12 protein-coding genes are annotated in these 12459 nt (G+C 70.1%); 7 read left to right on the forward strand and 5 right to left on the reverse strand.

Annotated features, from left to right (window positions below):
* Positions 1 to 3: 3 nt before the first annotated feature.
* Positions 4 to 1233: a protein kinase domain-containing protein gene (locus tag R2K23_RS09815; RefSeq protein ID WP_316516336.1), complete on the reverse strand. Its 1230-nt coding sequence runs from the start codon at positions 1231 to 1233 to the stop codon at positions 4 to 6.
* 163 nt (positions 1234 to 1396) lie between these two features.
* Here R2K23_RS09815 and R2K23_RS09820 point away from each other — a divergent pair, with 163 nt between their 5' ends.
* Positions 1397 to 2362, forward strand: a complete 966-nt coding sequence (locus R2K23_RS09820) for an IS481 family transposase (RefSeq protein ID WP_316511840.1) — start codon at positions 1397 to 1399, stop codon at positions 2360 to 2362.
* A 23-nt stretch (positions 2363 to 2385) separates the two neighbouring features.
* Positions 2386 to 2790, forward strand: coding sequence for an Rv2175c family DNA-binding protein (locus tag R2K23_RS09825; protein WP_316516337.1), 405 nt, complete (start codon positions 2386 to 2388; stop codon positions 2788 to 2790).
* Positions 2791 to 2833: 43 nt separating this feature from the next.
* Here R2K23_RS09825 and R2K23_RS09830 read toward each other — a convergent pair whose 3' ends face one another.
* From R2K23_RS09830 to R2K23_RS09845, 4 genes are all read right to left on the reverse strand, one after another.
* Positions 2834 to 4345, reverse strand: a complete 1512-nt coding sequence (locus tag R2K23_RS09830; RefSeq protein ID WP_316516338.1) for an alpha-(1->6)-mannopyranosyltransferase A — start codon at positions 4343 to 4345, stop codon at positions 2834 to 2836.
* A gap of 10 nt (positions 4346 to 4355) precedes the next feature.
* A complete protein-coding gene (gene idsA2 / locus R2K23_RS09835) occupies positions 4356 to 5414 on the reverse strand; it encodes a bifunctional (2E,6E)-farnesyl/geranyl diphosphate synthase (RefSeq protein WP_316516339.1) in 1059 nt (352 codons plus the stop codon).
* A gap of 127 nt (positions 5415 to 5541) precedes the next feature.
* Positions 5542 to 6165 carry a DUF3153 domain-containing protein gene (locus R2K23_RS09840; RefSeq protein ID WP_316517180.1) on the reverse strand — a complete coding sequence of 208 codons (624 nt, stop codon included), beginning with the start codon at positions 6163 to 6165 and terminating at the stop codon, positions 5542 to 5544.
* Between the two features lie 143 nt (positions 6166 to 6308).
* Positions 6309 to 6923, reverse strand: a complete 615-nt coding sequence (locus tag R2K23_RS09845) for a GNAT family N-acetyltransferase (protein ID WP_316516340.1) — start codon at positions 6921 to 6923, stop codon at positions 6309 to 6311.
* Between the two features lie 263 nt (positions 6924 to 7186).
* On the opposite strand from R2K23_RS09845, the gene R2K23_RS09850 reads away from it, so the two are divergent.
* From R2K23_RS09850 to R2K23_RS09870, 5 genes are all read left to right on the forward strand, one after another.
* A complete protein-coding gene (locus tag R2K23_RS09850) occupies positions 7187 to 7594 on the forward strand; it encodes a DUF3040 domain-containing protein (protein WP_316516341.1) in 408 nt (135 codons plus the stop codon).
* Between the two features lie 394 nt (positions 7595 to 7988).
* The gene (gene mraZ, locus R2K23_RS09855; RefSeq protein ID WP_316516343.1) at positions 7989 to 8420 is read left to right on the forward strand and encodes a division/cell wall cluster transcriptional repressor MraZ; all 432 of its coding nucleotides are present in this window, start codon (positions 7989 to 7991) and stop codon (positions 8418 to 8420) included.
* Entirely contained in the window at positions 8395 to 9552 is a 1158-nt protein-coding gene (rsmH, locus tag R2K23_RS09860) for a 16S rRNA (cytosine(1402)-N(4))-methyltransferase RsmH (protein ID WP_316516344.1), read from the forward strand. The genes mraZ and rsmH overlap by 26 nt, the downstream gene beginning before the upstream one ends.
* The gene (ftsL, locus tag R2K23_RS09865) at positions 9549 to 10550 is read left to right on the forward strand and encodes a cell division protein FtsL (RefSeq protein WP_316516346.1); all 1002 of its coding nucleotides are present in this window, start codon (positions 9549 to 9551) and stop codon (positions 10548 to 10550) included. The genes rsmH and ftsL overlap by 4 nt, the downstream gene beginning before the upstream one ends.
* Positions 10547 to 12439 (forward strand): peptidoglycan D,D-transpeptidase FtsI family protein, encoded by a 1893-nt coding sequence (locus R2K23_RS09870; RefSeq protein ID WP_316516347.1) that lies wholly within the window; start codon positions 10547 to 10549, stop codon positions 12437 to 12439. Before ftsL ends, R2K23_RS09870 begins: the two co-directional genes overlap by 4 nt.
* The last annotated feature ends 20 nt before the right edge of the window (positions 12440 to 12459 follow it).

A 12459-nucleotide genomic window follows, 5' to 3' on the forward strand; every position in this document is an offset into this window, starting at 1 on the left:
TCGCTACGACCCCAGCAGTGCGGTCAGGTTGCTGCCCAGCGACCACGCCGCGGCGGCCACCGCACCGGTCAGTACCAGCACGATCGCCATCCAGATGACGCCTGCGCGTCGGGCCCGCTGCCGGGCCCAGGCGAACTCGTGCAGGTCGATGCCGGCGAACTGTCCGACCGGAGCGAACTCGGCGTCGTGGCCCACCTCGGGGTCGTCGTCCCAGTCGTCGGGGCCCCGGGTGAGCGCCCGGGTCGGGTGGCGCACCGGCAGGATCGGGGTGGCCGCGGGCTTGGGGCGGCGCTCGGTGGTGTGTTCGTGGATGCGGCTGTGGTGCAACTCGGCCGAGGCGTGTTGCGCGGAGTTCTGCGGCGCGGGCACCCGGAAGTCCGGCAGATTCAGCTCGGCCGCGATCGCGTCCAGGTGCTCGGCCATTGCCGCGGCGTCGGGGTAGCGCGCGTCGGCGTCGCGGGCGGTGGCGCGCAGCACCAGTTCGTCGAACTGCGGGGGCACCCCGCCGATTTGACCGCTGGGGGCCGGGACGTCGTTGTCCATCCGTTGATAGGCCAGGGCCAGGGCGGTGTCCCCGGTGAACGGCGTTGTGCCGGTGAGCAATTCGTAGGTCAGCACGCCCACCGAATACACGTCGCTGCGCGGGTCGGAGGTGCCGCTGGCCACCTGCTCCGGCGACAGATACGCCGCGGTGCCCAAAATCACACTGGTGGAGGTGATTCCGGCCTCGGCGACCGCGCGCACCAAACCGAAGTCGACCAGCTTGACCTCGCCGTCGTCGGAGATCAGAACGTTCTCGGGCTTGACGTCGCGATGCACCAGCCCGGCCCGGTGGGCGACCGCCAGGCCGCCGAGCACCGGACGCAGCACCGCGGTCACGGCGTGCGGCGGCATCGGGCCGCGTTCCCGCAGCAGTTCCCGCAGCGTGCCGCCGTCGACGAGTTCCATGACCAGAAACGGGTGCCGACCGTCGGTGCCCTGGTCGTAGACGGCGACAAGGCCGGGGTGCTTGAGCCGGGCCACCGCGCGGGCCTCCAGCTGAAAACGGGTGAGGAACTGCTGGTCACCCGCGTAGCGAGCGTCCATCACCTTGCAGGCCACGGGGCGGTCCAGTCGGGTGTCCAGGCCCCGGTAGACGGTCGACATGCCGCCGGTGGCGATCTTGGTCTCCACCAGGTAGCGGCCGTCGAGCAGCTCACCTTCGAGCGGGTCACCCGGCGCGGTTGGCGTCACCGGGCCATCCTAGGTTGATTGCCGAACCTTGGAAGAAAAGCCACGCTCAGCGCGCCTAGATGTACCGGGACAGGACGTTGGTAGCAGGCGTGTTGGCTTGAAGTGAGGAGAACCTCCGGGTGGGGTGTGGCTTGTCTAGGTCCACTGCTCTCCGGAGGTTCTCGTGTCCCACCGTAATGCCCGTACGACGTTTCACGGCCGGCTGCTGATGGTGCGCCGGTATCAGGCCGGCTGGCCTAAGACCCATATCGCCACGGCGATGGGCGTCTCGCGCAAGTGTGTCCACACCTGGATCAGCCGGTTCGAGTCCGAGGGCGAAGCCGGCCTCATCGACCGGTCCTCGCGGCCGCACACCACACCGACCCGTACTCCGCGCAGCGTGGAGAACCAGATCGTGGCCTGGCGGCGGCGCCACCGCTGCGGCCCCGACGAAATCGCGGCCAAGCTGGGGGTATGCGCGCGAACGGTGTCGCGCGTGTTGAACAGGCGTCAGATGCCGTACTTGCGCGACTGCGACCCGATGACCGGTCAGGTAATCCGCGCCTCGAAGGCCACGGCCGTTCGCTACGAGCGAGCCCGCCCCGGCGAACTGGTGCACATGGACGTCAAGAAACTGGGCCGCATCCCCGACGGCGGCGGCTGGCGGGCTCACGGTCGAGGACACGCCCCGAACCGAGACCGCAAGAGCGGTAACGGCTTCGATTACGTGCACTCCCTGGTCGATGACCATTCCCGCCTGGCCTATTCCGAGATCCTGCCCGACGAGAAAGGGGCCACCTGCGCAGGGTTCTTGCAGCGAGCGGCACTGCACTTCCGCGCCCACGGAATCACCACCATCGAGGCGGTCATGACTGATAACGCCTGGGCCTACCGCTACAGCCTGCGCGATGTCTGCGCAGAGCTGGGTGCGCGCCAGGTGTTCATCAAACCGCACTGCCCCTGGCAGAACGGCAAGGTAGAGCGTCTCAACCGCACCCTGCAGACCGAGTGGGCCTACAAGCGCGTCTTCGCGTCCAACGCTCACCGCGCCGCAGCCCTTGCCCCCTGGCTCAAGTACTACAACACTGAACGCCGTCACAGTGCACTCGGCGGCCTCCCACCGATCAGCCGACTGACACCAACCTCATGACTCAGTACACCTAGACTGCAACCGTGAGCAGCATTCCGACCGCGGACGACGTTCTTGATCCCACCGAACCGGTCATCGACCTGCCCGAGGTGGCGAAGATGCTGGGCATTCCCGTGACCAAGGTGCATCAGCAGTTGCGCGACGGCCACCTGGTCGCGGTGCGGCGCGGCCGGGAGCCCGTGGTACCGGCGGTGTTCTTCACCCCGGCCGGCACCCTGGCCAAGGCACTGCCCGGGCTGCTTTCGGTGCTGCGCGACGGCGGCTATCGCGACACGGAGATCGTGCGGTGGCTGTTCACCCCGGACCCGACGCTGACGCTGACCTTCAACGGCTCCCGGGAGGTGCGCGACAACGCGCGGCCGGTCGACGCGTTACATTCCCACCAGGCGCGCGAAGTCATCCGCCGCGCCCAGGCCATGGCTTATTGACCGGGAACCGGTCGGGGCTTATTGATCGGGAGCCGGTCGGGGCTTATTGACCGGCCACCGCCGGCGCGCTCGCCGGCTCGACCCGCCGCAGCGAATACCAGGCGCCCACCGCGCACGCGGTGGCCAACGCGACGTGCACCCACGAGTACATCCCGTGCGAGCCATCCGGTTTGAAGATCACCATGATCCAAGTGGAGAACCCGGCGATGCCCGCGATCCAGGCGCGGGACTGGGTCAGCGGCGCCATCACGGCCAGCGGCCAGGTGTAGTACCAGGGCAGCGCGGCGGGGACGAACAGCACCACCACGCCCATCGCCCACGCGGTGCCGGCGAGCGCCTCGCGGTCGGTGCGCCGGAACCGCCACCACAGCACCGGCAGGGAGACCGCGATGATCGCGATGCCCGCGATCCGGGTGATCTCCAGCACCGCATAGAAATTCACGGTGAAGAACAGCCCGCCGAGGGCGTTGCTCAGGTTGGCCACCGCGGTCGGGATGGTCAGCCAGTTGATGATCTTGACCGACCCGGCCAGGGCGGTCAGCCAGCCCAACCCGACGCCGGCCAGCGCGGACAGCACGGCGAACACCGCGACGAAGATCGCCACCGACCCCGCCGAGGCCGCGGCGAAGGCCGCCACCGGATGCCGCGGTGGGCGGTCGGTCTGGCCCTGCGCACCGCGATCCTGCAACTGCCGCATCCACACCCAGACCAGGAACGGCAGTGCCAAACCGGCGGTGGCCTTGACCGCGACCGCGGCGGTGGCCAGCGCGATGCCGAGGACCGGACGCCGGTCCAAGGTCAGCGCGATGCCGGCCATCATCAGGCCGACCATCAGCATCTCGTTGTGCACCCCGCCCATCAGGTGGATGATCACCAACGGGTTGAGCACGCAGATCCACAGCGCCACAGCGGCATTGGCCTGCAAACGGCGGGCGATGCGGATGGTCGCCCAGATCAACAGCACCAGGCCGGGCAGCATGCACAGCCGCAGCACCATGGTGCCCGCGATCACGTTGTCGCCCACCAGCATCGTGACGATCTTGGCGATCAGGATGAACGCCGGGCCGTACGGTGCCGTCGTCGTCGTCCAGATCGGGCTCACGTCGTCCAGCAGGATGTTCGGGTTCTCGACCGGGCCCACCGCGTAGGGGTCGAGGCCGTCGCGCAGCAACGCGCCCTGCGCCAGATACGAATAGGTGTCCCGACTGAACAGCGGCACCGAGGCCAGCAGCGGGGCCAGCCAGAAACCTGTCGTGGCGACCATGGTGTAGACCGTGGTGTGCCGCGAGTCGTCGACCACCCGGCGGCCCAGCCACAGCCAGGCCACCAGCATCAGGGCCACCCCGCCCCACAGCAGCACCGAGGACACCACCAGCCCGTGGCCGAACCGCAGCCAGGACAGGTGCAACCCCTCGAGCACCGGGTCGTGCAGCCGGGTGCTGCCGGCACCGAGCCCGCCGGCGCAGATCATCAGCGCGCCCAGAAAGCCCAGCAGTGCGGGGCGGGCCTCCTCGGCGGTACTGAACTCCTTGAGCCGTGCCAGACCGGTCGTCATCGCAGCCGTTTCACGCCGTTCGGTTGGCGGCCTGCCGGGCGAGCTCGGAGAGCCCGACCTTGGCCGCGGGATTGATCGCCGCGTCGTCGATGGCCGCCAATGCGGTGCGGGTGAGTTCCTCGATCCGGGTCTCGACGGCCGACAACGCGCCCACCGACTCGATGGCCGAGCACAATTCGCGGACCCGGTCGTCGCTGAGATCGGTGCCGATCGAGGACCGCAGCAGGGTGGCGGCCGACGGATCGGAGGCGTCGGCCCGTTCGATCGCCTCGGCGAGCAGGACCGTGCGCTTGCCGGAACGCAGGTCGTCGCCGGAGGGTTTCCCGGTGACCGCGGGGTCGCCGAACACGCCCAGCACGTCGTCGCGCAGCTGGAAGGCGATCCCGAGGTCGGTGCCGGCGTCGTGGAACACGGACTGGATGTCGGGGCGGTCGGCGCCGGCGGCGGCGCCGAGCTGCAACGGCCGCGTGACGGTGTAGCTGGCGGTCTTGTAGGTGTTGACGCGCATCGCCGAGGCAATGGTGTCCGCGCCGCTGGATTCGGCGACGATGTCGAGGTACTGCCCGCCGAGCACCTCGGTGCGGATCTGCGACCACACGTGTCGCACCCGCAGGCGCGCCGCGTCGGACAGCGGCGCGGTGGCCACGATGTCGTCGGCCCAGACCAGCGACAGGTCGCCGAGCAGGATCGCCGCGGACAGGCCGAACTGCTCGGGCGCGCCGCCCCAGCGGCGGCCGCGGTGCTTGTCGGCGAAGTGCATGTGCACGGTCGGCATGCCGCGTCGGGTCGCCGACGCGTCGATGACGTCGTCGTGGATCAGGGCGCAGCCGTGCAGCAGCTCCAACGCGCCGAACAGCAACAGCATGTCGCTGCGCAGGGGGTCCTCGTCCGGGGGCGCCACGGCCCGCCAGCCCCAGTACGCGAACGCCGGGCGCACGCGCTTGCCGCCGCGCAGCACGAAGTCCTCGAGCGCCGCGATGAACTCGTCGTAGTCCTCGCCGATGTAGCCGGCGTCGCGGCGGCGGTCACGCAGATGGCCGCGCAGTTGTTCGGTGACGGCGCCGACCAACTCGCGGATGGACGGTGCCGCGGATTCGACGCTCAGCGCCGGCCCCTTTCTTCAGAGCTACCCCGACGGATCACAGTAGAGCGTAGGTGCTCGGATGGCACGTCGTGCACGGTGGCCCCGGGGCCGGTCAGGAGTCGTCGTCGCCGGACTCCGCGCCCACCCGGGGCGACCGATCGCGCGCTGAGTAGGCCAGCGCGCCGACCGCGCCCGCCACGATCATGGCGGCGATGCCCAGCACCCAGGCGGCGCCGGTGAACGAGCGGGTACTGGGGTCGGTGTAGCGGGCCTGGGCGTTCATGGTGTTGACGATGCCGGGCTCGAGTTCCCACTTGACCACCTCGGTGGCGATCCGGTCGCCGTTGGTGGAGGTGACCTCGCCGGGGAAGGACACCGTGAGCTCGACCTCGGCCTCGGCGTCGGACAGCGCCGTCAGGTCCACCCGGCCCTCGAGGATCACCAGGTTGCCGGCGCGGCGCAGCGACAGGTCGACGCCCGCGGCGTCGCGGTTCATGTTGGCCAGCTGGGGCAACTCGGCGAAGCTCAGGTTGGAGAACACCGCCTCGGAACCGACAAAGCCGTCCGCCTCGTAGTCCGAGATCGCCACCTTGTGCGCGAACGGCACGTCGTTGGCCAGCTGCGGGCCGACGTCGTCGGCGTTGCGGGGGACGGCCGCGGCGATGATGCGCCCGGACACCAGGTCGTCGGGGGACACCGTGATGGAGGCGCGCACCCGCACGCAGCCGACGGCCATGGGGACCAGAACCAGCAGCAGGACGACGAGGCCGAGCAGACGCTGACGGCGCTGACGGCGGTGTTGCGGGGTGACGCGCGGCACCGAGCTATCGTGCCAGACTCGGCCGCCGGATACCGGCGGGGCGCGCAACCCTCGCCGATCTACAGGGGCAGACGCCGCCCGAGGATGGCGAACGGTCGAGGGTCGCCGGCAAAGTGATAGCCCCGGATGACATCGGTGAAGCCGAGCCGCCGGTACAGCCGCCAGGCCCGGTTGGCCTCGCCGTTGATCTCCGGCGTCGACAGCAGCACGTGGTCCTCGGTGCGGTCGCTGAGCAGCCGCCGGGCCAGCGCCTCGCCCAGCCCGCGCCCCTGGGCGCGGGGGTGGATGTGCAACTCGGTCAGTTCGAAATAGCTGCGCATCAGCCGGTCGATGGACTCCAGCGGCATCCCGTTGCGTCGCAGGCCCTGCAGCACCTGCTGCTGCCACCACTGGTCGGGGGCGCCGCAGTAGCCGTAGGCCACGCCGAGCAGGGGCGCCTCGGCGAGTTCCGCCTCCGACGGCGGTGCCTCGCGGTCCCGGGTTCCTGCCGCATCGGCGGTCTCCACGGCCGCCACCGCCTTCCAGCCATGCCGGCGCATGTGCTCGAGCCACATCGATTCCCGCTGGTCCTCGGTGCCGCGCGGGTAGCGCATCGCGTCGACGTAGACGTGCAGGGCTTCCCGGAGGCGACGCTGCATGTCGTTCGGCGACAGGTCGATGAGATACATGGCCAAGGCCGGCTGTCCTCCCGGAGCGTGGGATTCGGGGGCGCAACGCGATGGATTCGCGCCGGATGACCCGCTGTTGTCGGTGTGTTGCCATTATGTCGGGGAAGGTGGTGGCCGGGGTGCGCACGCCCAGGGCATAGAATCGTCAGGGAACAAGGTGGTCCCACACGGATTCACCTCGTATCATCGATGTTGATGGTCTGCTACCTGAGACTGTCGATGACCGAATTACCGACCAATTGACCCGCCGCGCCGGCAAGGAGGGACGAATGCCACTCTCCGAGCATGAGCAGCGCATGCTTGATCAGATCGAGAGCGCGCTCTACGCCGAGGACCCGAAGTTTGCGTCCAGCGTCCGTGGCGGCACCCTGCGCGCCCCGTCGGCCCGCCGTCGCTTTCAGGGCCTGGCGCTGTTCGTGGTCGGGTTGGCTCTGCTGGTCTCCGGCGTCATGATCAAGGCCACCTGGATCGGGGACCTGCCGGCACTCTCGGTGCTCGGGTTCATCGTGATGTTCGGTGGCGTGGTGTTCGCCGTCACCGGTCGCCGCGAGCATGCCGCGGACCTGAAGCTGGTCGACGGCCCGTCGGGCGCCGCTCGGATGAAGAAGAGCCGGGGCACCGGTGGATCGTTCACCAGTCGGATGGAAGACCGCTTCCGGCGTCGTTTCGACGAGTGACGCACAGGTAGTTCGCGAGAACTGAGGGTCGGCCGCGAGGCCGGCCCTTTTTCATGCCCCGAGGCGGCGGCGTGTCGGGTTCGTCGACGCGATTGCGGGCGGTGGTGGGCGAACTGCCCCACCTAGTCCCCACCTAGCCCCCACATTGCCCCACTCGCGTCACAGCGCCTCGTTTACCCATTCTGAGCTGCGGTTTTTTCGGATCGCGCGGCGTTTGCCAGTTGCTCGCCGCTGCCGCGATGTCGCGGCGGCCCTGCAGAAACGGGGTCGATGTGGGGGAGGGGACCAATTTGATGGCGCTCAATGGAGAAAAGTGGGGGATTGTGGGGTATGGTGGCGGAGTACGGAGTGAGGGGGATCCGGACCTGGGAGGTCCGAGGGCTGGAGGTGGCGAGTGTTCCTCGGCACCTACACGCCCAAGCTCGACGACAAGGGGCGGCTGACGCTGCCCGCCAAGTTTCGCGACGCACTGGCAGGAGGGTTGATGGTCACCAAGGGCCAAGATCACAGCCTCGCCGTGTATCCGCGGGCGGAGTTCGAGCAGTTGGCCCGCCGCGCGGCCAGCGCCTCGCGCAGCAACCCCGAGGCCCGGGCGTTCCTGCGTAACCTGGCGGCCGCCACCGACGAGCAGTACCCGGACGCGCAGGGGCGGATCACCCTGTCGGCCGATCACCGTCGCTACGCGGCTCTGTCCAAGGACTGCGTGGTCATCGGCGCGGTCGACTACCTCGAGATCTGGGATTCCCAGGCCTGGCAGGAATACCAGCAAACCCACGAAGAGAACTTCTCCGCAGCCAGCGATGAAGCCCTCCGCGACATTATTTGATGAGCCTGTACCGGCTGTGGCCCGTGCATCGTGGCCTCTGCCCGAACCGGCCCTGGCGTACTTCCCCAACGCCAGGTCCGTATCGGACAGGGACCTCGATGCAGGGGCGGCCATCCATCTGAGGGGCGGTGTCGACGTGGCTGATCAACAGGGCCCGTTCGGTCACGTACCCGTGCTGCTGGACCGGTGCATCGAACTGCTCGCCCCCGCGCTGACCCGCACCGCCGCCGACGGCGCCGGCGCGGTGGTGGTGGACGCGACCCTGGGCGCGGGTGGGCATTCCGAAGGGCTGCTGCGCAGGTACCCCGGCGTGCGGGTGATCGGCCTGGACCGCGATCCCAGCGCCTTGGCGCTGGCCGGTGGGCGGTTGGCCGGCTTCGGCGACCGGTTCACCGCGGTGCGTACCCGGTACGACGGCATCGCCGACGCCTTGGCGCAATCCGGGCTCGCCGCAACGCGTTCCGTCGACGGCGTGCTCTTCGATCTGGGCGTCTCGTCGATGCAACTCGACCGCACCGAGCGCGGGTTCTCGTATTCCGCCGACGCGCCACTGGACATGCGGATGGACCCGGACCTGCCCGTGACCGCCGCGGACATCCTCAACACCTACGACAAGGCCGCCCTGGTCGCAATCCTGCGGGACTTCGGCGAGGAACGGCACGCCGGGCGGATCGCCACCGCCGTGCTCCGCCGCCGGGCCAGTTCGCCGTTCACGTCGACCGCCGAACTGGTCGAACTGCTCTACGAGGCCATCCCCGCGCCCGCGCGGCGCACCGGGGGACACCCGGCGAAGCGGACCTTCCAGGCGCTGCGGGTGGCGGTCAACGCCGAACTCGATTCCCTGCGCGCGGCACTGCCGGCCGCGCTCGCGGCGGTGCGGGTCGGGGGCCGCGTCGTCGTCATGTCGTATCAGTCCCTCGAGGACCGCATTGTCAAGAACGTCTTCGCCGGGGCGACGGCCAGTCGTACCCCGCCCGGACTGCCGGTCGAACTGCCCGGCCACGAGCCGGAATTCAGCTTCCTGACCCGCGGCGCCGAGCGGGCCGACACCGAGGAGATCGAACGCAACCCGCGCAGCGCCGCGGTCCGCCTGCGGGCCGTCGAGCGTGCGACGGAAAGGGGTCAGGAATGAAGACCAAGCGCACCGCGGCGCCCAAGGCGTCGGCCAAGGGACGCAAGCCGGTGCGACGGACCCCGAAGGGCGCCGACCCACGGGAGTTGCGCCGCACCGAGGCTCAGCGCCGCCGGGAGCGGCGCGGCCCCGCCGACCCGCAGGGCCGGTCCACCCGCACCCGGGACCGGGACCCCCGCGGGCTCCGGCACGGTCCCGCGACGCCGCCGTCGCGCCGTCCGGTGCGCCCCAAGAACACCGATCAGGCCAAGGCCCGCGCCAAGGCGCGGAAGGCCAAGGCCCCCAAGGTCGTACGCGTCCCGCTGCGCGAACGGTTGCTGACCCGGATCTCCTCGATCGACCTGAACCCGCGGACCCTGGCCGCCCGCGTCCCGTTCGTGGTGCTGGTGATCGGCGCACTCGGGATGGGACTCGGCGTCACGCTGTGGTTGTCCACCGACGCCGCCGAGCGGTCCTATGAGCTGGGCACCGCGCGCAAGGCCAATCAGACGCTCCTGCAGCAGAAGGAGGCGCTGCAGCGCGAGGTGCTGGAGGCTCAGGCGGCGCCCGCGCTGGCCGAGGCGGCGCGCAATCTGGGCATGATCCCGTCGCGCCACACCGCGCATCTGGTGCAGGACCCGGCCGGCAACTGGATCGTGGTCGGCGAGCCCAAACCGGCCGAGGGTGTCCCGCCGCCGCCGTTGAACACTCCGCTGCCCGACCCCACGCCGGCGCGGGCCCCGGAACAGCCGCGCACCGTCGAGCAGCCCGAGCGCGTGCCGGCCGCCCCGGCCCTGCCCGAGGCGCCCCCGGTGCCGCTGGCCGGTGAGCCCGGGACCAACCCGGAAGTCCTGGTGCGCAATCCCGCGCCGACGGCGCCCGAGCCCCACGTACCCGACCTGGCGGCGCCGGGCCCGGCGGTGCCGGGACAACCCACGCTGCCCGGTCCGGCGCTGCCGGACCTGCACGCCGCGCCCGTCGGGCCCGCGCCCGGCCCCGCTCAGGTGCCGGCGGCATGAGTCGCCGCGCAACGCCCAAGGCGACCGCGGGCCAGGAACGCTCCGCGCGGGCGCGCCGCACCCGGCCGCCCACCGAAACCGACTCCGGGACCGCGTCGTTCGCCTTCCGGCAGCGCGTGGGCACCGCCGCGATCTTCCTGGTGCTCATCGTGGCGGCCGCACAGCTGTTCAGCCTGCAGGTGCCGCGCGCGGCCGGCCTGCGGGCCCAGGCGGCCGGGCAGCTCAAGGTCACCGACGTCCAGCCGGCGATGCGCGGGGCGATCGTCGACCGCAACCTCGACAAGCTGGCCTTCACCATCGAGGCGCGGGCGTTGACCTTCCAGCCGGTCCGGATCCGGGAACAGCTCGCCGAGGCCCGCGAGAAGTCCTCGGAGGCACCCGATCCCGACGAGCGCCTGCGCGACATCGCGCGGGAGGTGGCCGACCGCCTGAACAACCGGCCGGACGCCACCACGGTGCTCAAGAAGCTCAAGAGCAACGAGACCTTCGTCTACCTCGCCCGCGCCGTCGACCCGGCGGTCGCCTCCGCGATCTCCGAGGAGTACCCCGAGGTCGGTTCGGAACGACAGGACCTCCGTCAGTATCCGGGCGGGTCACTGGCGGCCAACATGATCGGCGGGATCGACTGGGACGGGCACGGCCTGCTGGGCCTGGAGGACTCGTTCGACGCTGTGCTGGCGGGCACCGACGGGTCGATCACCTACGACCGCGGCTCCGACGGCGTGGTCATTCCCGGCAGCTACCGCAACATGCACAGCGCCGTCGACGGCTCGACGCTGCAGCTCACCATCGACGACGACATCCAGTTCCACGTCCAGCAACAGGTGCAGATGGCCAAGGACGCCTCCGGCGCCAACAACGTCTCGGCGGTGGTCCTGGACGCCAAAACCGGTGAGGTGCTGGCGATGTCGAACGACAACACGTTCGATCCCTCCCAGGACATCGGCCGGCAGGGCAACCGCGAGATGGGCAACCCGTCGGTCTCCTCGCCGTTCGAACCCGGCTCGGTCAACAAGATCGTCACCGCGGCCGCCGCCCTCGAACTGGGTCTGACCAACCCCGACGAGGTGCTGCAGGTGCCCGGCTCGATCAACATGGGTGGTGTCACGGTGGGGGACGCCTGGAAGCACGGCGTGATGCCCTACACCACCACCGGAGTCTTCGGAAAGTCCTCCAACGTCGGCACATTGATGCTCGCTCAGCGCATCGGCCCGGAGCGCTACTTCGAGATGCTGCGCAAGTTCGGCCTGGGTCAGCGCACCAACGTCGGGCTGCCGGGCGAGAGCGCCGGCCTGGTCCCGCCGATGGAGCAGTGGTCGGGCAGCACGTTCTCCAACCTGCCGATCGGGCAGGGTCTTTCGATGACGCTGCTGCAGATGACGGCGATGTATCAGGCGATCGCCAACGACGGCATGCGCATCCCGCCGCGCATCATCAAGGCCACCATCGCCCCCGACGGCACCCGCACCGAGGAGCCGCGGCCCGAGGGCGTGCGGGTGGTGTCGGCGGAGACCGCGAAGACGGTGCGCAACATGTTCCGCGCCGTGGTGCAGCGCGACCCGATGGGCTACCAGCAGGGCACGGCCCCGCAGGCCGCCATCGACGGCTACCAGGTGTCGGGCAAGACCGGCACCGCCCAGAAGATCAACCCCGCCTGCGGCTGCTACTACAGCGACGTCTACTGGATCACCTTCGCCGGGATGGCCACCGTGGACGACCCGCGCTACGTCATCGGCGTCATGATGGATGCCCCGCACCGCGCCTCCGACGGGTCTCCGGGATCCTCGGCCGCGCCCCTGTTCAACAGCATCGCGTCGTGGCTGCTGCAGCGCCAGAACGTGCCGCTGTCGCCGGATCCGGGGCCTCCGCTGTTACTGCAGGCAACCTGAAGTGACCCCCGGCGCCCTCG

Origin of the sequence: Mycolicibacterium sp. MU0050, from assembly GCF_963378085.1 — a bacterium.
Classification (GTDB): Bacteria; Actinomycetota; Actinomycetes; order Mycobacteriales; family Mycobacteriaceae; genus Mycobacterium; species Mycobacterium wendilense.